The following is a 20537-nucleotide window of genomic DNA, read 5'->3' as shown; positions in this document are numbered from 1 at the left end:
GCCGATTTCACCACCGGTGCCCGCCCGGTCAAAGCAGCCCGCGGCACCGAGCTCACCGCCAAGTCCTGGCAGACCGAGGCGCCGCTGCGCATGCTCATGAACAACCTCGATCCCGAGGTCGCCGAACGCCCGGATGACCTGGTGGTCTACGGCGGTACCGGCCGGGCGGTGCGCTCGTGGGCCGCGTTCGATGCCATCACCCACACCCTGGAAACCATGGAGAAGGACGAGACCCTGCTGGTCCAGTCCGGCAAGCCGGTGGGTGTTTTCCGCACCAACGAGTGGGCGCCGCGGGTGCTTTTGGCCAACTCCAACCTCGTGGGCGACTGGGCCACGTGGCCCGAGTTCCGCCGGCTCGAGGCCGAGGGCCTGATGATGTACGGGCAGATGACGGCCGGGTCCTGGATCTACATCGGCACGCAGGGCATCCTGCAGGGCACGTTCGAAACCTTCGCCGCGATCGCCCGGAAGCTCACCGGGGACAGCAACGGCACGCTCGCCGGCACCCTGACGCTGACCGGCGGCTGCGGCGGCATGGGCGGCGCCCAGCCCCTCGCCGTCACCCTGAACGAGGGCGCCTGCCTGATCATCGACGTCGACGAGACCCGCCTGCGCCGCCGGGCCGGCAAGCGCTACCTGGACGAGGTGGAGACCGACCTCGACGCCGCGATCGCCAAGGTCCTCAAGGCCAAGGAGGAGCGCCGCGGCTGGTCCGTGGGCTATGTGGGCAACGCCGCCGAGGTCTTCCCCGAACTCCTTCGCCGGCACAAGGCCGGTGAGCTGACCATCGACATCGTCACCGACCAGACCTCCGCCCACGACCCCCTGTCCTACCTGCCCGAAGGCATCTCCGTGGACGAATGGCACCGCGAAGCCGAGGCTGACCCGGAGGGCTTCACCAAAAAGGCCCAGGCATCGATGGCCCGCCACGTCCAGGCCATGGTCGAGTTCCAGGACGCCGGCGCCGAGGTGTTCGACTACGGAAACTCCATCCGCGACGAGGCCCGCAAGGGCGGGTACAGCCGGGCCTTCGAATTCCCCGGCTTCGTCCCGGCCTACATCCGCCCGCTGTTCTGCGAGGGCCTGGGCCCGTTCCGCTGGGTCGCCCTCTCCGGTGACCCCGAGGACATCGCCGTCACCGACAAAGCCATCAAGGAGCTCTTCCCGCAGAACCAGCACCTGCACCGCTGGATCGACGCCGCCGCCGAGCGCGTCGAATTCGAAGGCCTGCCGGCCCGCATTTGCTGGCTGGGCTACGGCGAACGCGCCAAGGCCGGGCTGCTCTTCAACCAACTGGTCAAGGAAGGCAAGGTCAAGGCCCCCATCGTGATCGGCCGCGACCACCTGGACTCCGGCTCCGTTGCCTCACCGTACCGGGAGACCGAAGCCATGGCCGACGGCTCGGACGCGATCGCCGACTGGCCCATGCTCAACGCCCTCCTCAACACCGCCTCCGGCGCCACCTGGGTCTCCCTCCACCACGGCGGCGGAGTAGGCATCGGCCGCTCCATCCACGCCGGCCAGGTCTCCGTTGCCGACGGCACCGATCTCGCCGCGCAGAAGCTCGAGCGGCTCCTCACCAACGACCCCGGCATGGGCGTGATCCGACATGTCGACGCCGGCTATGACCGCGCCCTCGACGTCGCCAAGGAACGCGGCGTCCGCATCCCCATGAACGAATCCCGCTGACGGCGGTCTCGCTTTCCACCAAGGACACCAGAAGGGATCATTCCGTGATCGAGATCGACGGACGCCAGCTTGACCTGCCCGCACTGGCAGCAGCAACCACCGCGGCAGCACAGGTGCGGCTGGCTCCGTCGGCCCTTGATCGAATGGCAGAATCACAGCGCTCCGCTCAGGCCACCGCAAAGACCCGGCCGGTCTATGGCCGCTCCACCGGCGTCGGCGCGAACCGCTCTGTGACCCTGAACCGGATGGGTGCGGGAGTCGACGTTCACGGGCTCAACCTGCTGCGAAGCCACGCGGTTGATGCCGGCAGAGCCCTGGATCGGGAAACCGTCCGGGCCATGCTGATCATCAGGCTCTCGCAGCTCGCCGCAGGTTCGTCAGGAATTAGCCCTGCAGTGGCCGAGGCTCTGGCGGGGTTGATAAACGCCGATGCCCTGCCCGAGGTGCGGGAGTTCGGGGGCATCGGAACTGCAGACCTTCCCGCACTGTCCGGGACGGCGCTCACAATGCTGGGCGAGCGGCCCACGATGGACGGAGAGAAGATCCCTGCTCCGCTGGCCAGCTGGGAAACGGAGGATGCCCTGCCGTTCATCAGCTCTAATGCGCTTACTATCGCGCAGGCTGTCGTAGCCCAGCAAAAGCTGGCGACACTGCTGGAGAACCTCACAGCCGTCAGCGCTCTGTCTTTCAATGCAATGGCCGGAAACCCGGAGGCGTTCGGCCCCGAGGTGGGCCGGGCCGCCGACACGCCTGCCGTGGCCGACATGGCCCGCGTGCTCCATGAACTCGTTGACGGTCACCACAGCCCGGCGCGAATCCAGGACCCCTACTGTTTGCGCACCCTCCCCCAGGTCCTTGGCTCCTTGCTGGAGGAAGTCAAGGCGCTTCAAGCCCTTCTTGAACGCCTCGTCGTCGCAGGCCATGAGAACCCGTTGGTGTTCGGCTCTGCCCGCGATGGCAGCAACGGCGTCGCCCACCATGGCCTTTTCCAGATGACCACCCTTGCCAGGCGGGTCGATGCGCTGCACCTCGCGCTCGGAGCGGCCTGCCCCACCATCCTTCGCAGGATTGATCTGCTTTGCGATCCGTCTCATACAGGCCTCAACCGGTTCCTCGCCGCCGACGACGCGGGCCAGTCCGGGGTCATGATGCTGGAGTATGTGGCAGCGGCGGCGGCGGGTCGGATTCGGGCTAACACCCAACCGGTAAGCCTGCAGACGGTGGTCCTGTCCCTGGGTGCCGAAGAGGATGCGAGCTTCGCAAGCGTCGGGACGTCCCAACTTTCATCCACAGTCGAGGCTTTTGCGACCATCATTGGCATCGAGTTCCTGTGCGCCACGCGCGCGCTCAGGCTGCAGGGCCGCACTGCCGCCTGGTTCCGCAGTGAGCGCCTCCGTGCAGCCTTCGACGCCGGACTGGAGTTGCCCTCCGATGTCCAGGACCGGGACCTCCGGGACGACGTAGACCGGGCAGTCCGGACGGTTCTCCGCCCGGGTTTCGGATGCTCGAGGTAGCCGGTTCCAAAATCACCGCGGCGCGCCCGGGGCAGACATCTCCATGAACACATCCACAGCCAACGAAACCGCTTACACCATCGGTCTGGATCTCCTCGGGGAGAGTACGGCGTCTGTATGTTCAATCCCGAATTCGGCCGGCGTGCACTCTAGGTCAAGGGCCATCCTGTCCGGACTCACAGGAGTCGTGGCCGGGATAACCTCAGCCGTTGCCGACGCTTTGCCAACCAAAATTTCAAATGCGTCCACGCTCGTCTGGATCGGGGCTTGGAAAATTAGAGGACATCGACACCCTCAGGGCTTTGGAGGTTGACACTCATCAGCCACCGGGCACGCGATGGCGCAAGCCCAACACAGAACGCCCAGCCAGTTATGGTTATGCCAGCGCACACCTTGAAGCTCCCTGAGAAGACGGGCCGGGAACTTACGCGACCGCCCAGCGTCGGCACCGGAGGATTGACTGCCTCCGCCAGTTTCACTGCACGCCGCTGGCAGCGGCCTTAGCCCTCGCACTCAATGCAGTATGAGTGGCCGTTGCTCTCGCGCACGAGTTGGGACCGGTGCCGGACCAGGAAGCAGGAATAGCAGGTGAATTCATCCGCGGCCTCTGGGATGACCTGGACGATGAGCTCCTCGGAGACGATCTCTCCACCGGGGGTCAGTCCTTCATCGAGTGCATCGGCTTCGTCCAGTTCCTTGACGACGCTGCGGGCGTCCGGAGCGTTCGCAGACTGCAATGCCTCCAGCGAACGGTCCTGGGATTCCTTGACGTCGGAACGGACTTCGTCGTAATCGGTTGCCACTTAGGTGATTCTCATTTCTGATGTTTTCGTTGATGTTCTTTTCTGACGACACTGCAACGCCTTCCAATGCGTCGTTGTTCCCATATCCAGGACCGTGAGGCAGTGCCGCCCCACACGGGAGTGCCGATGGAACCTCTGCCTCGTGTCGAAAGCAGGACACCGTGCCGGGCGCCCATAGGTCATGCGGTCAGGTTCAAGCTCCGCATCGGATCATGACTCGGCGAATAGTCTTGTATCGAATGATGCGCGTCAGCGGCCAGCATGGCGTCGAGCTGGGCCGTCTGGTGCGCCCGAAAGGCCTTATCAGCGTTGGCGTTCGTGCTGGCGAGGGGCGGTATGTCGAGGCCCGCATTGCATCCTCTGCAGCGAATCTCATCGGTGCCCACCCAGCTGTATGCCGGGTGCAGTTCTCGCACCTGTTGCATTGCTGCGGTGACAGCTTCGGTCTGGGCTGCAAAGTTCGCTTCGTCCTCATGACTGAGGATGAGCCCGATGTCGATGGTCATGGTGCCTCTTACTTCGTTCCCGATGGTCCATTGACAGTAATGGGTGCTGCGCCACCGAGGAACGCCCCGAGGGTCACGGTTGCCTAACCCTTTCTGGGCTCCTCGGGACGCGGCGTCCGCAGGAAGCTCGCTATGAAGCAAATGGTCAGCGGCGAGGATCCGCGGTCGGTCGCGGACGCGTCCTCCTGATCGGTGATGAATGACGCGTAGGTGTCCCCGTCGATGACGCGATGCAGGCTGATGGGACAGGGAGGGACGGGCTTCCTCCGAAGCACGCGCCGGGCAGACTTCCCGTGCCAACGGTCAGGACGACCAGCGGCTCACCGTGAAATTCGTCAGGGCCGAAGCCTGCTGCGTAGAGCCGCCGAATAAATGTCCAGCAAGTACATGAGGCCCCGGAACGTCCCGCGCTGTAGCAGTGTGTGGAGGTCGGTCGCGATCAGCGCGCCATCCTGCATGACGTTCGTTGTGTCGCGTCGGGGTGGTCTTCACCATGGGCCCAATTCCACGCGTTGCTGGTGACACGCTGGGACAACTGACCGTCCGCGAGTCACCTCGCAGTAACTCAACTCAACGGTACGCCTTCCTGGAAGTGGGAAGACGATTCAGTGTGCTTCTGTGGGCCGGGCCGGCAGGGCACGGGGTTCGCGCGGGCGCTTGGCCGCGCCGGTAAATGAAGTATTCGCCCACGACCCAGGCTAAGTACCCATGATGGCCCGATCAGCAGCTCCCTTGTCAGCACGTCAACCGGTCCCACGAGAAGAATCCAAGGGATGGTTACGACGACAATGGTTCCTTGGGCAATGCCGATGGCGTGCGCCCGGAACATCCATTCACTGTGACGAACGTAGTTCCGGCGCCGTACCGCGATGAATCCCAAGACAATGAAGGCAACCATGGCCGAGCCGAAGACCAGCCGAAGGACGAGCAGGAGCAACCCGTCCAGGGGCGGGAGGTCGTAGAAGACCGCCGTCCATAAACCGGAGAGAGCGGCGAGCAGTCCGGCGGGGACGATGATCCGTCCGGCGACTTTGTGCCAACTGAGCCTTCCGCATTTACCGCGGCGAAGCGAGGGCACGAACTGGAACGCCCCGAGCACCAGGTACACAGCCAAAAGCCGAGTTCGAAGTGACGCACGGCCCCAAGGGCCCGCAAGCCGAAAATATGCGCCCACTGTAAATTGGCCTGCCAGGGGCACTCGCTCCTTTGAGACTGCGGAGGTCAGTACCTGACTTCGATGTCGAAGTCAGGTCTGGGGCGGCCGGTCAATCTTGCTGCAGCACCCTTAACGGCATCAGGAATCTCGTCGACCCCTCGGGCCTGAACTACAAGCTCTGGCGCTTCGAGGACCCGCAGGTCTAACCTGCCATCGATGGCCTGAGCGGATGTTCAGTGAGCTTCAATGTTTCCCCTTCGGCTTCGACGGAGCTTACTTGCAGGAGGACTCGCGTGATTGTGTCAGCGTCCTTCAGGACCACTTAGGCGGCCCATCGGTCACTTGCTGAGACGCCTCGTAAGTCTAGCGTTTCGAGCCGCAAAGGTTTGTAAACACCAGAGGCGGGCTCTGCTTCCCCGGCAAAAAAGGAGCCTACGGTGCAGCGTCACCAGTGTGGGTCTTCTGATTTAGCCGGGATGTTTCCAAGAGTGTGTCCACGACAAACCAGTCGTGGGGCATGGCAAGCCCGCGGCAGGCCCAGACAGAACGGTCATTCTCGTGCTCGTGTATTATCCGGTTTGTGGACACCTCAGAGGGGACCGAACAGCCAATGCGACCTGCAACGGGCAGTCCCCCGGAGAAGATCCTTGCCGTCGCCTACGAACTGTTCGCCAGGCGGGGGATCCGCGATGTCGGAGTCGACGAACTGATACGTGCGTCAGGGGTGGCTAAGGCGACGTTCTACCGGCACTTTCACTCCAAGGACGACGTCGTCTTGGCCTTCCTCGAGCAGTGGTACCAGGAACGCACGGCAGCGATCGAGGACGCCATAGCCCGGAACGGGACCCGCGGCGAGGCGGCCATGCTGACCATCTTCGATGTCTTTGACGACTGGTTCCGCCAAGGCGCCGTCCAGGTCAGTTCCTTCCTGCACGTGATGATGGAAATGGGCCCGGACCACCCTCTCGGGAAGGCGAGCATCCAGTACTTGGAAAAGACGCGGGAGCAGATCGCCGATCTCGCAAGATCCGCCAGCCTCGATAACCCGTGCGATTTCTCCTGGTCCATCCACATCCTGATCAAGGGAGCAATCGTTGCCGCGGCGGAAGGCGACCCCCGCGCCGCTGCCCGCGCCAAGGACATGGCCACCCTGCTCATGGACAGCCACCGGCCCTGAACAACGCCGACATCCGCCGGCAAACCCTTCCTAAAGCCAAACGCCAAAGCGGCTCGAATTAAACCGCGGAGGGTTCTCCAACATTACTAATCTGGAGGAACTCTGGCCATGGGAGCCTGATGCCGCTGACCCGTTCCACCACTACCGAGGGCCAATCACACAGAAACCTCGGCCGGTTCGAATCCCAGGCGTCCGCATCGGGAATGATAGTGGATTGGTACGGTAGCCGCGGCTATCGCTGTAACGACATCGGCACCAACTCAAACTTCAATAAATTGGTCGTCCGAGTGGAAGTACGCTGAGCATCCACTAGAGGTTCCGTCTCCCCTGCGCCTGCGGCCAGGGCGCGGGGGCGCGGGGCCAGTAGGCGAGCCCTGCAGGGTTCGGAGATAATGGCGCTTTTCTTGATCCCCGTCCCGGTCAATTAACTTGACTTCATGGATGGTGATGAATCGTCGGTCGAACGCGCCCCCGGCAGCAGATATTCACGAGTTGATCAAGGTGGGCAGACTTCAACCGCGGCGAAACCTAGCGCGAAGTCTCTGCCACTGGCAGTGACCAGGCTCGGGAGGTCGCTCGCTCGCGGCCGAAACTGGCTGGTGGGCCAGCCTCTGCGACACCCCAATCCGATATGGACTCCCCAGGTTTACGGAAGGCAGGTTATCGGCTTAAGGCTGGACCAGAAAATGCAGGAGGCTGGCCTGTTCCGTGGCGTTCACCGAAGGTTCCGGTGGGACGACGTACAGGTCGTTCTGGGGTTCGCCTCGGCTCAGCGCTGGAGTGCGGAGGGCAGGGGCCCTGGAGTGGCGGACGCTTCCGACCCCACCCTCTCCGGGACAGGTGCGAGCGTCGGTCATAGACTTTGGAAAAACGCACGGTGCGCGCAAAGCGGTGCCCCGCCTCCGGTGGGAGCGGGCACCGCCATGCCTGAATTTTCGAGGCCGGGTTTTGTCGGCATTCACATCTGGTGTCACCAATGGTGGGCGACGTCGATCACGAGCTTGGATCCGTTGCCAGGGCCGGGAATGGTGTGGACGTTGAAGGGCAGCCGGGCGCGGACGCCGAGGCCTAGGGTAGTGTAACCCTCGTAGCTGCCGGCCCAGGCGACCTGCCGGAATGTCTGGTACTTCGAAACGTTGGTCACCTCGGAGCGGTTAGCCGGAGCGAAGGTGGCCCTGCCGGTAGCGTTGTCGTAGCTGGCTGAGTTGGCGGTGACCTGCAGGAAGGCGCCGCCCCTCAGTTTGATGGGCTGTCCGGATCCGTCCTGCACGACCTTGGAGACGTAGCGGACGTTGTAGCCGGCTGCCTTTCCCTTGATGTCGATGACCAACCGGTCAAAGCAGGTGTGTCGTCCTGAGCGTATGTTGGTTACTGATGCGCCGCTCATGGACTGGTTGGACTTGGACAGGGAGCTCCAGACCAGTCCGCAGTAGGAAGGGGTTGCGGAGGCGGGGCCGGGAGCCAGCAGGCCCAGCACGAGAGCCACAATGATGACCGTCAGCCAGGCGCTTAGTTTTTTCATATGGGGTACACCTTTCGGGTGTGTGTGATGGGATGACTCCAGAGTAGGAGCGCCACAAGCCCGAAACGAGGGGTGTTTCCGGTTCTTGGTGCAACCGTTAAGCGGCCAGGAATCCGGTCACGGGACCGTGATTCCGTTGTGCGTTTCGGGGCCGTCGAAAGACGTTCGTAGCCCTTTCTCCACACGGCCGTTACCGCCGGTAACGGCCGTTGCCGGTGGGCAAGGGTACGGCAAGTCCGGCTCCGTCATCGGCGAAGGTAGAACGAACAACGGTGGTCCTTGCCCTCCGATTCCCCGTCCCGGCAGCGCCGCCCGCCCCACGTGCTCCTGCGCCCGGGAGATGGCCGTCGGGAACGCAGAAGCGGCGATAAGGGTGCGGACAGGCGAGGCGAGAAGCGGGATCCCGAGGTCGCCGCGCTAAACCATCGGGTGAACGGCGCAGCTGAGAGGGGCTTCCTAGGCTTGTTGGTTCTACACGACGAAGTCGCCCGAGGCGACCCCGGTTTAGGCGTTCCCTCTAGCACATGGAGGAATACAAGCCCGGTAAGGTCGGGGCCGGATTAGGGGAGGTCGCCATCTACAGCAACGGGACTAAGATATCGGTCGTCTTTGCTCGAACGGAGCGGCAGCTGCGATGGTCTGGCTTCGCACCATGGATGGTCCGGGTCCGGGCGGGGGGTTAATGCAGACAATAACCGCAAATTATTGCGCCGCCCTAGTTGTCCTCCAGATGCTCACCGGCTCACAAGACTCCTCGTTGCTGTCAGATTGGGTTCGGCCAGGGCACCGGTAGCCGGGTCCACAACACGCCGTCACTCTCGCTCTGGTCAGTGACATAGACCCATCCGGCGTTACGGGATCTGGCCAGCGAGACCACATGCGCCGTGGCAGCGGCATCACAGCCGTAGACCAGGTGCCCGAACCGATGTGCCGGGTGCTTGGCGACCCAGGGCGGCTGCCTCCATGTTTCGTAGGTGGCGGCCGAGCCTTCGAAGATGACCAGCACATCGGCTACCGGAGCGTCGACCTGCCAGGCAGTAGCGGCGGCGTTTCCGGGATTGCCCGCCACAATTCCCCTCCTGTCATCATCAGTGTTTCTTACAGCAGCGTAGAGCTGCTTGTAGTAGGCCAACGCCGTCAAACCCCCGGCGGCAGCCATGGCTGGGTCATTCGGCATTTCGTCGAAGAAGATTCCATCCAGGGCGGGATACCAGCTGCGATAGGAGGCAACGTCCGTCTTGACGGCAGCCAAGGGACGTTCGCCGTAACGGGTCGAGACGTAGCCGATAACCTTGTGATGCCGGGCATGGCATTCAGAAATGGCCCTGGCATAGTCAGGATTTCCTGACGTTCCAGGTCCGCTGCCCGGGTTCATGATGGCTATTGACCCTTTTTTCATGGCGAGCACTTGGACCCAGTAATTCAGGGAACTGCTCCACGCGGGATAAAAGTAGCCGGGAACCAACTGCCGCTGGTTGACCGCGGCCGATTCCTCGGCTGAGGAGATGTTGCCGTTCTCAGCCAACGTGTCTAAGGGGTGTTCCACAATCTGCTCCCGGTTCCCTCCAACGCGTTTTTGATCATCATCCCTCAACAGATCGAGCATGTCATCGTAGGGCTGCTGCGCCGAAACCCAGACCGATCTCGCACACTGTCTCAGCGTTCATTTACGGGCTGCCCTTAGTCCAAACGATTCCCATCAGGGATTTCACGCTACGCACCTCCCTCCCCGGCAAACTCGGAAGGGACTGCTTCCAGTATGCGGCGCCCGACCTTGTCGAGGTCAGAGGCAGCAACCGACACGCCTTCTGACCCGCCCACGCGGACCCGTCGCCGCTGGGTGCCCAGGACAAGGAAAACGCGGGCCCAGCTTAAGCGATTGGCCGGGATCGGCCCGGTGCAGACCCGGCAGGTGGCGATAAGATCGGTCTTAGGCCGGGATGGAAACGCAATCGGTCCGGCCTCTGATCCTCACCCTGCCGCTGATGGCGATTATCGACCCATACGGTGGCAATCTGACAGCACCGCTGGCGTTTCTGTCTGGCCGCTCCCTGCAGTGGACTTTCCGTGCCCTTTGGTGTGCGTACAACTGCATGATTCCAAGTGATCCGTGCCGGCTGCGCCCTTCCGGAAGAGGGGCTCCGATCTCATCCATGCAGACGGCATATGCACCTATCGGGCTGCGTCCACTTAGAAGCCAGCACGCGGTGGAGCGGTTGTTCTCAGGGTGAGTGTCCGGTCCCGAGGACCGAAGTCAAAGTCGACGGTTCCGTAGCCCTGCGCTGCGGCCTGGCTTTGCCGCGCCCAAAAGCCAATGCCTGGCGGGCGGCAGCCACCACTGTGAGAAGAAAATCATGACCATAGCTAGACGGCGCACCAGCGCCACTCTGACCGCGGGAGCAATATCCGCAGCCATCCTTTCCACCCTGCTCAGCGGCCCAGCCGCGCAAACAGCCACCCCCTCGCAAATCCCGGCACCGGCACAAGTCCAGGCTCCGGTAAGGGTCCCGGCATCCGGCGTATACGTCATCAGAAGAGGTGACACCCTCAGCGGAATCGCCGCCCGCCACGGCGTCAGCCTGAGGACCATCCTGGCCCTCAACCGAATGCACATGCGCACCATCATCTATCCGGGCCAGAGGATCCGGATCGGCACCGGCACGCGTGTCGCAGTGCATGTTGTGAGGCGTGGGGATACCCTCAGCGGAATCGCGGCGCGGTATGGGATCAGCCTCAGGACGATTCTTGCCGTCAACCGGATGAACATTCGCACGATCATCTATCCGGGTCAGCGGATCATTATTAACCGGTCGGGCCAGGCATGGGCCCCGGCAACGAACCCGAGTGTTGCGCAGCTGAAGTCAATGGTTGCCAACACGGCCCGCCGGATGGGTGTCAGGCCGTCCCTGGTCCTGGCAATCGCCCTGCAGGAGTCCAGCTTCCGGCAAAACGTCACCTCCTGGGCAGGCGCGATCGGCACCATGCAGGTCATGCCAAGCTCGGGTGTCTGGGCGTCCCGGCTCGTCGGCCGGCCGCTGAACCTTCGCAACGCCCAGGACAACATCACCGCCGGGGTCGCCATCATCCGGGCATTGATTTGGACCAGCCCAAACCTGCGGATCGCGATCGCTTCCTATTACCAGGGACAGCGATCCGTCATGACCCGTGGCATGTACCGGGACACCCGCGCCTACGTCGCCTCCGTGCTAAACCACGAGAGGAGATTCCGCTAATCGGATAACCGAAGACCCGGACAGGGCCGCGATGACCCTTTGCTCACGAGACGAAACCTGCAGGACCTCATCCCCGCAACTGAGATTCCACGAGGAGAAAAGCCATAACTGATATTTGGCGGCTTTCATTTTCACCCATGGATTCCCCCAATGCAGCCGCTACGTCGAGGCTGAGAGTAGTTTCTAGAGACGAGGATCCGCAGATGGTCGCGTTGTGTCAATCATCGCCTTCACAATCGCGAAATCGAGGAAATGCTCCCACCCCCGCTAGGAACATCAGTTGGAAAGTCAATCCGTGCTGCGGACCATAGACCGGCTGGCACAGAACCTTGAGAAGTTCTGAGCCTTGGTGCAACGACTGGTCGGCGAAGGGGTGTCGCTGGAGGTTGCCAAGGAGGCCTTAATAACGGTGAACGTCTGAGGCTGTTAACGCCAACCGAAAATAGGGCCAGTTTTGCCAACTGAAAACAGGGCCACGGGTTGCTGTTCTATTGTGCCTTGAGCTGGGTTCTTGTCTTGTTCCGGAGCCGGTAGCTGCTGCCGGTGAGGTTCAGGACTTCTGCGTGGTGAACGATCCGGTCGATCATCGCCAAGGCCACTGTCGCGTCACTGAAGACCTCACCCCACCTACTGAAGGCGAGGTTGCTGGTAAGCACCAGGGATGCGTGTTCATAGCGGGATGAGACCAGCTGGAAGAACAGGTTGGCCGAGTCCTGGTCGAAAGGGATGTAACCGACTTCGTCAACGATGAGCAGCTTAAAACGGCGCAACTTGGCCAGTTCCTGGGGTATCCGTCCGCGGTCGTGGGCTTCGGCCAGTCTCGATACCCACCCGGTCGCTGTATCGAACAGGACGCGATGCCCGGCGCGTGCGGCCCGGATTCCGATCCCGACAGCCAGATGGGTTTTCCGGTGCAGGGCGGGCCGAGTAGGACTACGTTCTTTGCTTCTTCCAGAAAGACCCCAGTGCCCAGATGAGCGACGAGGTTCCGGTCAGCGGCAGGCGACCCTGTACGTCCTCTGGGGCCTGCCCAGAAGCCTGAAAGAGATCTCCGAGGCTCAGTTCGCCCGAGTTGCCGCTGTCCATGTCCTGCCTTCGTTTCGTTCATCTACACCGGGTGCCGGAACGCGGAGGACCTGGGCCACGGCCCGAGCATAGGGCTTCAGTGCCAGCCGCCGCTGGGGTTCCCTTTTCGGATTCAGGTCGGCGGAATGGCGTGGATGACATGGTCCCGCCCAGTGCCGTGCCCCCGGGACGCGTCGGTTAGTACTCCTCGCCGTATTCGTACTCCGGGAAGTCGAAGCAGGCACTGTAGCCCGCGACCCGCAGCTCTTCCGGGCCATCCCGAAAGGACACGAACAGGTGCGTGCCGTCGCTGTGCAGGAGGTCGATGCGCCGCGCCCCGTTCGGGGTCGTTCCGTCTTCCACCTTCCAGCCGTCCCTGGCCTCCATCAGCTCCACGACCTCATCGAGGATGGCATCGCGGTCCACGCCTGCCCCGACTTCGGCTACAGCGTTCCCGGTCCACTTGCGCCGGTCCCCGCCAGCGCAGGGCATCAGGCTGGAAGTATCGCGGGCGAACGTGGACAAGACCGCATTCTCAGGCAGCAGCCCCAGGATTTCCTGCTCCAAGGACATGACTTTGGACTTAGCTGATTCGAGGCTGACGTCCGTATTCTGTCCGGTTCCAGGCTGGCTGCAGGAAACCACCATCGCCAGAAGTGCTGCTGGTCCGGCCAGACGCCACGCCGGCGCGGGTCTGGACCTACTGTTCACGGACACTCGCTTCCCCAATTTTCAGCCCGGTGTTCCTTGACCGAATATACAAGACGGGGACGCAGAAAGTGGTGGGGAGAACTCCCACTTCACGGTTCCGGAGACGCCGGGCGCCTATCTCTGAGCGGATTCTAGCCCGTCCAGCCAGGATGAGATTGCCTCCATGGCCTTCTGGGGCTGGGGAGCAGCGGAGTACACGCGAACCTCAAGCTAGCGGCCGCTGGTGAACTCCAGCGGCGGCAGGTCATCTGCCCCGCAGCCGGACCACCGCCAGCAGGTGCATGCCCCCGTCAAACGGGGCACGCGTAGACTCACAGCAGGCGACTATTGGGGGAAACATGGACTCGTTGAAAGCACATGAGTGCGCGATGTGTGGGCGGCAGACGTCGGACCACGACAGAGACGTGCGCTTCCGACTGCCCGACCCGGTCCTGGTCAGCCCCGAACAGCACCGCGGCGAAGGTAGTTGGCAACCCTGGCCGACCTCAACCTTCGGGGCTGCCTTCTCGGCTTCGGGCTTCTTGCGGCCCTTGGCGGCACTGCGGCGGCGGCTGGCCTCCTCCCAGGCTTTCCAGTCCGCGGATGCCACGACGTTCTCGACGCGTTCGGTGAGGAACATGCGCATCTGCGGACCGTTCCGGTACATCGGGTTGCGAATCAGCTTGTCCGGCTCCCCGAGGAACTTCCTGATAGCCGCCGGTGTCCAGGCGGGGCTCCGATCTGCCAGTGTCCCGGGTCCGAGCAGCTCCCGCTTGCCTATCTGGGGCGTCCGGGCGCTTGGGCGGGTGTCAACGACAGGCGTCAGGGTCGCAGTCGGTTCAGAACGCGCACTGGCACTGAACTGACCGCCGACCCTAACCCCTTTGGGCTGGCGTAAAGCGTGTGTCTCCACACCTGCTTTGTGTGCGGCTGGTCAGCCGTCTTGGAGCTCGACCGGGGAACTTACCAGTCGAACTGCTTGGCGGTCGGCTCAGGCACGCCGCGCTCCTTGCGCAAGCGCCTCGCCTTGGCTGCTGTGCTGGCCATTCGTGCGCTGTAGGCCACGCCTCCGGCCGATGCTGCTGTCAGAAAAAGGGCGCCCCAAAGCGGGTCTTGGCCGCGGCCCGTCGGGGCAAACACCAGCAGGACCGAGCCCACCGCGAAGGCCACAAAGAAGACAGCCATCACGGTGAAGCCGACAGCCGAGCGCACTTGGGGCTGGGAGCTGGCGGTGACGATACCGATCTCGTCCTTGGCGTAGCTGTGAAGCCTGCCGTCCACGGCGCGGCTCAACACACGCTTCTCTCCCCGCGCCAGCGCCTCCTCGTGCGCGCCGCGGACCTGATCGTCAGTGCTTGGCATGTGTCCCCCCATGAAATCCAGTCAGCAGCCGTCCTCAGGCTGCCCGATCAAGTCTAATGTCGGCCATCCAGGCATTACCAGGCCGGCCTGGCCCTGATTGGGGTGCTCAGGCAGGGTCTCGATGGCGACGAAGTCCATGCCGGCGTTGGATGGCAGGTAGCGGCTGATGTCCATGAACAGTTCGTTGTGGCCGGACAGGATCGCGAGCACTATCGGGACGACGAGCAGCAGCCCGAGGGTCGTCATGATGGCGCCGGGGCTGTTGCGGAGCATGGCTCCGATGCCCAGGCCAAGGATGGCGATCATGGTCAGGAAGGCGCCGGTTCTGAGGATGCTTGGGATGACGCCGTCGGCCGTGATCGCGTAGTCGAGGTCCTTGGGCTCCAGCATCGGCTGGACGGCCACGTACAAGATGAGAGCCGCGACGACGCCGACAATGAAGGATGTCCCGGCGATGACGAGGGTCTTGGCCAGGATGGCGGTGATCCGGCGAGGCACGACAGTGAGGGTCGTGGAGATCATGCGGATGCCGTATTCGGACCCGATCTGCATGACGGCCAGGCAGGCGATCAGGAACTGGGCGATGGCGATGCCAGCCGCCCGCCCGGGCAATTTGCGGAAAACCCTGTGTCCCTGGGGCGGTCGCCGACTCTTCACCACTTGCAGGTCTCACTACAATCGGACCCATGATTACTTCAATCAGGGCCGCTTCATAGGCAAAGTGTTACAAAAGTGTTTATTCAGGGGATCGACTAATACAGAATGCCCTGCAATTTGTGGAGCTAAGGGGACTCGAACCAGCCGCTCCCCCTGAAAATCCGCCCCTCCCCCAAAAACATCCCCAATCCGGCCCAGTCCACACCCTCTTTTGTGAGCACTTTGCGCCCCAACCCATACAATCGTGACGATCCTTTTGCGGCACTGGGGATCCCTCTCCACCACCAGCAGCCGCGCAGGCCAGCTGCGACGAGAGGACGTTCCCGGGCTCAACCCAACTCACGAAATGCGCCGAGCAGTGATGTGCGGACCAAGCCGAGGACTCGGATTCATTGAACCTCATAGCGTTGCGGCCTCCCTTCGACCATCACATGGTGCAGACAGTGGAAGAGAGCATGACCAAGACTTCGCTCCACCGAGCACAGAACATCCAGCCAGTCCCGGACCAGCCACGACAATCCTCACAGGCGTTCAGAACGGGTCCGTGAGGAGGGGCAGGAGCTGCGGCGTCGGTCCCGTTTTTGTCTCCGCGGCCCCCCAACTGGCCCGCTGCACTCACCAGCGCCTTACCGGCACTCTGAAGGCGTCCCGCCAGGTTCGTGCCGACAAGCGGTGTCGCGCAAGGGAGATTCAATTACTTTGCTGCCACAGCCAGGAACCGGATGGGCAGCTCCAGCAGTTCGAGGGGACCGTGCGGCCCTTCCCCGTCCAGGAGCAGGGAGTCGCCGGGTTCCATCGAGTATTCGTACGCGCCGTGGCCGTAGGTCATTTTGCCGGCGAGCATGTAGATGAATTCCGTGCCGGGGTGCTGGAACAGCGGGAAGACGTCGGACGCGTCGGTCAGTGTCACCAGCGTCGGCTCCAAGGCGTCGGTCCGGCCCTTGAGCGTCCCGAGCACCCGGTATTCGTGCCCGTGCTGCGTTCCGCTGCGAACCGTCAGGCTGCCCTGGCCGTTCTTGGTGAAGGTGGCGTCCCGGTCTGTGTCCGCGCCGCGGAACAGCGCGGTGACCGGAATCTTGAGCCCGTCCGCCAGGCGCTGGAGCGTGGTGAGGGAACACGATGTGCTGGCGGTTTCAATCTTGGAGATCATCGCCTTGGACATGCCGGTCCGGGAGGCCAGCTCCGACGCGGAGAGCCCGTTCGCGGTCCGGTAGTGCCGGACCTGGCCGGCAATGATCCGCTCCAGCTTGCCGGCCACGCCGTCGTCGGTGTCCTCAGCGGCCATGTCCCTCACTTCACCAGCCTGATCCGTCATCAAGCCATCATAGGCGGAGCCTGCAGATCGGATCCGAGCACCCTGGCTGCTCTCAGCAGGCCCGCGAGGGTATCCGCCAGCGCCGCCGCGCCCGCCTCGGCATCAGTGTCCTCCACCAGTTCCTCGGGCGAATGCGAGATCCCGGTCGGGTTCCGGACGAACAGCATGGCCGTGGGAATGTGACTGGCGAGTACGCCCGCGTCGTGGCCCGCCCCGGTGTCCAGGACCGGCGCCTCCGGGAGCAGCATCTCGAGCTGGTCCCGTAGTCCGGCGTCGAAATGCACCGTGGGGCTGAGGGATTCGACGCCGAACGTCACCGTGCAGCTTTCCTCCGCCGCCATCACCTGGGCGTTGAGGTGGATGGATTCCACCAGGGCAGCGGTGACCTCATCACGCGGGTGCCGGACGTCGATCCACATATCAACCCGGGAGGCAATGACGTTGGTGCCGCCGGGGACTGGCCGGAGCCTGCCCACGGTGGCCCGTGCGTCCCGGTACTTCGCGGCGGTGTCCCGGATGCCCACCATGATCTTGGCGGCGGCAATCATGGGATCCCTGCGGTCCTTCATGAGCGTGGTTCCGGCGTGGTTACCCTGGCCGTGGACCGACAGTTTCCACCTGCCGTGGCCCAGGATCGAGGAGCCGATGGCCACCGGCTGGCCGAGATCGGCCAGCCCCCTCCCCTGCTCGACGTGCAGTTCGACGAACAGGCCCAGCTGGCTAAGCGCTTTGTGGTCGGCGCCGATGAACCGCGGGTCCTGGCCGTTGGCTGCAGCCACGTCGGCGTATGTGTTGCCGTCCACGTCCTTCAGGTTGCGGGCCTTGTTCGGGTCCAGCGCGCCGGTGAGCAGCCGCGACCCCAGACAGGCGACGCCGAAGCGGGAGCCTTCCTCCTCCGGGAAGACAGCAATGGCCAGGGGCCGCCGGGGACGGAACCCGCGGTTTTTCAGGAGGTCCACGGCGACAAGCGCTGAGGCCACCCCCAGCGGCCCGTCATACTCGCCGCCGCCGGGCACCGAGTCCAGGTGGCTGCCAGTGACGACGGCGTCCCGGCGGGTGCCGGTGGCCGTGTCCCACCAAGCCCAGATGATGCCGTTCTCATCGGTATTGACATCCAGCCCACGCCGTTCGGCCTGCTCCGTGAACCACGCCCGAAGCTCGGTTTCGGCTGTGGAGAAGACCGGCCTGGAGTAGCCGCCACGGTGGGCGTCGGTTCCGATGCCGGAGATGTCCCGCATGAGGCCGGTTACGGTGTCAGTTGCGGGTTTGGTCGCCCAGGAGGTCACTGGCTGGTCCGTTTCTCTTGGAGTGTTCGTGGATGTCAGGAATCAGCGGGTGCCTGCGCTGGCGCCGGCTTTGACGCCGCTCCCCGCCGGGCGGAACCGGCCGGGCAGGTCTGCCGCACGGGTGGCAAGATCCGCCGCCCACTGCCCGATCAGCGGCGCAAATTTGGCGCCGTGGCCTGAGCACGGCGAGACCACTGTGACGCCCCCCGCCCTGTCAATGATGAAATCCTCGTTGGGCGTGTTGGTGAAGAGGCACGTGGTTTCGGCGTAAGGCTCAGGGTCCAGTCCCGGGAGGTACTTCCGCACGTACTCCACCACCCGCCGGCGATTGGCCGGCTCCACGACGCCGGTCTGCCGGGCGGCGGAGGGAATGAGGCCGCCACCGTTGTACTCGGCCACTTTCTGGCCGGCGAAGCCCGCGTCCCGACCTCCGGGCAGTCCGTATGTCTGGATTTCCGGGCCCTTGTGTATGAACGTCGGCCAGGGACTGTCGTCGCGGTACCGGAAGTGGAAGGCCTGCTCCTGCCGGACGGTGATCTCCGGCATCCCCGCGAGGAACCCGGCCGGCAGCGAAAGGCGTCCCAGCAGATGCGGAAGCCAGCCGCCGGCGGTGACCACGACATTCCCGGCGAGTACCGACTCGCCGCCGTCGGACAGCACACGGTAGCCGGCGCCCTCCTCCTCCACGCCCGTGACGTTCCAGCCGGTCTTCAACACGGCCCCCTGCCCCACGGCTAGGTCGACCATGGCGCGAACCGAGGTCTCGGCGTCGATCACCCCGGCACCGGGGTGCCAGAGCACGGGGGTGTCGAAGGCGATGTGCGGCCACCGCGCCCGGGCCCCGGCCGCGGTAAGGAGTTCGTGTTCAACCCCGGCACCGGCGAGGACTCCGGCCAGCTGCTCCGGCTGCCGTCGGGACCCGTAGTCCACGGCGCCGAACGGCGTGATCAGGCTCAGGTCGCTGGCGCGGTCCAGCTCATCCCACAGCGTCTTGGACTCGAGGACTGCCCGCGTATAAAACGCATCGGGATAGGCGTAGCGGAAGATCCGCGCCGAGCCGTGGGAGCTGCCGTCGTGGCTGGCCGGAACGTTGCGCTCCACCAGGGTTACCTCGTGGCCGCGGGATGCGAGGTGCCAAGCGGTGGCGGCGCCGGCCAGGCCGGCGCCCACCACCACATACTCGGAGGATTCCGTCATTGCTTCGCTCCGGGGATCCAGCTGGTGCCGGCGAGCGGAACGCGGGCCATGGCCGACGCCTCGATGGTGAGGGCCACCAGGTCTTCCGGCTCGAGGTTGCGCAGGTGCGACTTTCCGCAGGCCCGGGCGATGGTCTGCGCTTCCATGGTCAGAACGCGCAGGTAGTTGGCCAGGCGTCGGCCGCCCGCGATGGGGTCAAGCCGCGAGGAGAGCTCAGGATCCTGGGTGGTGATGCCGGCGGGATCCCGGCCGTCCTGGAAGTCGTCGTAGAAGCCCGCGGCCGATCCCATTGCAGCGTATTCGGCGGCGTACCGGGGGTCGTTATCGCCCAGTGCGATCAGCGCTGCCGTGCCGATGGCTACAGCGTCGGCGCCGAGGGCCATGGCCTTGGCGACGTCGGCCCCGGTGCGGATGCCGCCGGAGACGATGAGCTGGACCTTGCGGTGCAGACCGAGTTCCTGCAGTGCCTGGACGGCCTGCGGGATGGCGGCTAGCGTGGGGATCCCGACGTTTTCGATGAAGACCTGCTGCGTGGCCGCGGTGCCGCCCTGCATGCCATCGACGACGACGACGTCGGCGCCGGCCTTCACGGCCAGGGCGGTGTCGTAGTAGGGCCGGGAGGCGCCGATCTTGACGTAAATGGGCGTTTTCCAGTCGGTGATTTCACGGAGTTCGCCGATTTTGATCTCCAGGTCGTCCGGCCCGGTCCAGTCGGGGTGCCGGCTGGCCGAACGCTGGTCGATTCCCACCGGCAGGGTGCGCATGCGGGCTACGCGCTCCGTGATCTTCTGGCCGAGGAGCATGCCGCCGCCTCCGGGCTTGGCGCCCTGGCCGAGGACCACTTCGATCGCGTCTGCCTTGCGGAGGTCGTCCGGGTTCATTCCGTAGCGCGACGGCAGGTACTGGTACACGAGGTGCTTGGACTGTCCCCGCTCCTCGGGGGTCATGCCGCCGTCACCAGTGGTGGTGGAGGTCCCCACCTCGCTGGCGCCGCGGCCCAGTGCCTCCTTGGCGTTGGCGGACAATGCACCGAAGCTCATGCCGGCGATGGTCACCGGAGTCTGCAGGTGCAGCGGCCGCGAGGCGTAGCGGTCACCGAGGACGACGTCGGTATCGCACTTTTCGCGGTAGCCCTCCAGCGGGTAGCGGGACATGGAGGCGCCGAGGAACAGCAGGTCATCGAAGTGCGGGACCTTGCGCTTCGCTCCCCAGCCGCGGATGTCGTAGACGCCGGTCGCGGCGGCCCGCTGGATGTCGGCGATGGTGGCGCGGTCGAACGTGGCCGATTCGCGCAGGCCCAGTTCTTCGACCTGCCGTGCGGGGAGGGTTGACGGGGCGCCCAGGGAGGTGATGGTCATGGCGTTG

At 64.1% G+C, this 20537-nt stretch carries 16 protein-coding genes and 1 pseudogene; 4 read left to right on the top strand and 13 right to left on the bottom strand.

All coding sequences use genetic code 11. The annotated features are described in order from the left end of the window. Together hutU and DBZ45_RS09255 are read left to right on the top strand one after the other, a co-directional pair. On the top strand, nt 1-1689 hold a 1689-nt coding region (gene hutU / locus DBZ45_RS09260), incomplete at its 5' end, for a urocanate hydratase (RefSeq protein ID WP_111903622.1). Between the two features lie 44 nt (nt 1690-1733). After that, nucleotides 1734-3203 carry an aromatic amino acid lyase gene (locus DBZ45_RS09255; protein WP_111903621.1) on the top strand — a complete coding sequence of 490 codons (1470 nt, stop codon included), beginning with the start codon at nt 1734-1736 and terminating at the stop codon, nt 3201-3203. A 500-nt stretch (nt 3204-3703) separates the two neighbouring features. On the opposite strand, the gene DBZ45_RS09250 is transcribed toward DBZ45_RS09255, so the two are convergent. From DBZ45_RS09250 to DBZ45_RS09240, 3 genes are all read right to left on the bottom strand, one after another. Further along, a complete protein-coding gene (locus DBZ45_RS09250; protein ID WP_111903620.1) occupies nt 3704-4006 on the bottom strand; it encodes a DUF4193 domain-containing protein in 303 nt (100 codons plus the stop codon). 179 nt (nt 4007-4185) lie between these two features. Further along, nucleotides 4186-4512, bottom strand: a complete 327-nt coding sequence (locus DBZ45_RS09245) for a hypothetical protein (RefSeq protein WP_190243069.1) — start codon at nt 4510-4512, stop codon at nt 4186-4188. 565 nt (nt 4513-5077) lie between these two features. Beyond that, nucleotides 5078-5620 carry a DUF2306 domain-containing protein gene (locus DBZ45_RS09240; protein ID WP_223256995.1) on the bottom strand — a complete coding sequence of 181 codons (543 nt, stop codon included), beginning with the start codon at nt 5618-5620 and terminating at the stop codon, nt 5078-5080. 658 nt (nt 5621-6278) lie between these two features. Here DBZ45_RS09240 and DBZ45_RS09235 point away from each other — a divergent pair. Next, nucleotides 6279-6845, top strand: a complete 567-nt coding sequence (locus DBZ45_RS09235) for a TetR/AcrR family transcriptional regulator (RefSeq protein ID WP_111903619.1) — start codon at nt 6279-6281, stop codon at nt 6843-6845. Nucleotides 6846-7815: 970 nt separating this feature from the next. On the opposite strand, the gene DBZ45_RS09230 is transcribed toward DBZ45_RS09235, so the two are convergent. Both DBZ45_RS09230 and DBZ45_RS09225 read right to left on the bottom strand, forming a co-directional pair. Further along, nucleotides 7816-8367, bottom strand: coding sequence for an AMIN-like domain-containing (lipo)protein (locus tag DBZ45_RS09230; protein WP_111903618.1), 552 nt, complete (start codon nt 8365-8367; stop codon nt 7816-7818). Nucleotides 8368-9130: 763 nt separating this feature from the next. Beyond that, nucleotides 9131-9973, bottom strand: coding sequence for a spherulation-specific family 4 protein (locus DBZ45_RS09225; protein WP_111903617.1), 843 nt, complete (start codon nt 9971-9973; stop codon nt 9131-9133). Between the two features lie 748 nt (nt 9974-10721). Here DBZ45_RS09225 and DBZ45_RS09220 point away from each other — a divergent pair. After that, entirely contained in the window at nt 10722-11600 is an 879-nt protein-coding gene (locus tag DBZ45_RS09220) for a lytic transglycosylase (protein WP_111903616.1), read from the top strand. Between the two features lie 488 nt (nt 11601-12088). Here DBZ45_RS09220 and istB read toward each other — a convergent pair. From istB to DBZ45_RS09170, 8 genes and pseudogenes are all read right to left on the bottom strand, one after another. After that, a pseudogene (gene istB / locus DBZ45_RS09215) lies at nt 12089-12603 on the bottom strand (IS21-like element helper ATPase IstB); the annotation flags it as partial. Nucleotides 12604-12863: 260 nt separating this feature from the next. Further along, nucleotides 12864-13238 (bottom strand): hypothetical protein, encoded by a 375-nt coding sequence (locus DBZ45_RS09205; protein ID WP_223256993.1) that lies wholly within the window; start codon nt 13236-13238, stop codon nt 12864-12866. A gap of 1080 nt (nt 13239-14318) precedes the next feature. Then, entirely contained in the window at nt 14319-14717 is a 399-nt protein-coding gene (locus DBZ45_RS09195) for a hypothetical protein (protein WP_223256992.1), read from the bottom strand. A 21-nt stretch (nt 14718-14738) separates the two neighbouring features. After that, nucleotides 14739-15329 carry a hypothetical protein gene (locus DBZ45_RS09190; RefSeq protein ID WP_190243068.1) on the bottom strand — a complete coding sequence of 197 codons (591 nt, stop codon included), beginning with the start codon at nt 15327-15329 and terminating at the stop codon, nt 14739-14741. 739 nt (nt 15330-16068) lie between these two features. Then, a complete protein-coding gene (locus tag DBZ45_RS09185; RefSeq protein ID WP_111903612.1) occupies nt 16069-16689 on the bottom strand; it encodes a helix-turn-helix domain-containing protein in 621 nt (206 codons plus the stop codon). Beyond that, on the bottom strand, nt 16689-17975 hold the full coding sequence (locus tag DBZ45_RS09180; RefSeq protein ID WP_111903611.1) for an allantoate amidohydrolase: 1287 nt from the start codon (nt 17973-17975) through the stop codon (nt 16689-16691). The genes DBZ45_RS09185 and DBZ45_RS09180 overlap by 1 nt, the downstream gene beginning before the upstream one ends. A 42-nt stretch (nt 17976-18017) precedes the next feature. After that, entirely contained in the window at nt 18018-19172 is a 1155-nt protein-coding gene (locus tag DBZ45_RS09175) for an FAD-dependent oxidoreductase (RefSeq protein WP_111903610.1), read from the bottom strand. Beyond that, on the bottom strand, nt 19169-20530 hold the full coding sequence (locus tag DBZ45_RS09170) for an FMN-binding glutamate synthase family protein (protein ID WP_111903609.1): 1362 nt from the start codon (nt 20528-20530) through the stop codon (nt 19169-19171). Before DBZ45_RS09170 ends, DBZ45_RS09175 begins: the two co-directional genes overlap by 4 nt. Nucleotides 20531-20537 lie beyond the last annotated feature (7 nt).

This window comes from Arthrobacter globiformis (assembly GCF_003261175.1).
Classification (GTDB): Bacteria; Actinomycetota; Actinomycetes; order Actinomycetales; family Micrococcaceae; genus Arthrobacter; species Arthrobacter globiformis_A.
Note: the sequence above shows the minus strand (reverse complement) of the source record. Positions and strands in the feature narration are given on the sequence as shown.

What these genes read in the sequence shown, in the direction of transcription:
- DBZ45_RS09220 (WP_111903616.1), top strand. Translation starts at nt 10,722, where the DNA reads ATGACCATAGCTAGACGGCGCACCAGCGCCACTCTGACCGCGGGAGCA.
- DBZ45_RS09235 (WP_111903619.1), top strand. Translation starts at nt 6,279, where the DNA reads ATGCGACCTGCAACGGGCAGTCCCCCGGAGAAGATCCTTGCCGTCGCC.
- DBZ45_RS09175 (WP_111903610.1), bottom strand. Translation starts at nt 19,172, where the DNA reads ATGACGGAATCCTCCGAGTATGTGGTGGTGGGCGCCGGCCTGGCCGGC.
- DBZ45_RS09225 (WP_111903617.1), bottom strand. Translation starts at nt 9,973, where the DNA reads ATGCTCGATCTGTTGAGGGATGATGATCAAAAACGCGTTGGAGGGAAC.
- DBZ45_RS09245 (WP_190243069.1), bottom strand. Translation starts at nt 4,512, where the DNA reads ATGACCATCGACATCGGGCTCATCCTCAGTCATGAGGACGAAGCGAAC.
- DBZ45_RS09185 (WP_111903612.1), bottom strand. Translation starts at nt 16,689, where the DNA reads ATGACGGATCAGGCTGGTGAAGTGAGGGACATGGCCGCTGAGGACACC.
- DBZ45_RS09170 (WP_111903609.1), bottom strand. Translation starts at nt 20,530, where the DNA reads ATGACCATCACCTCCCTGGGCGCCCCGTCAACCCTCCCCGCACGGCAG.
- DBZ45_RS09230 (WP_111903618.1), bottom strand. Translation starts at nt 8,367, where the DNA reads ATGAAAAAACTAAGCGCCTGGCTGACGGTCATCATTGTGGCTCTCGTG.
- DBZ45_RS09205 (WP_223256993.1), bottom strand. Translation starts at nt 13,238, where the DNA reads ATGTCCTTGGAGCAGGAAATCCTGGGGCTGCTGCCTGAGAATGCGGTC.
- DBZ45_RS09195 (WP_223256992.1), bottom strand. Translation starts at nt 14,717, where the DNA reads ATGCCAAGCACTGACGATCAGGTCCGCGGCGCGCACGAGGAGGCGCTG.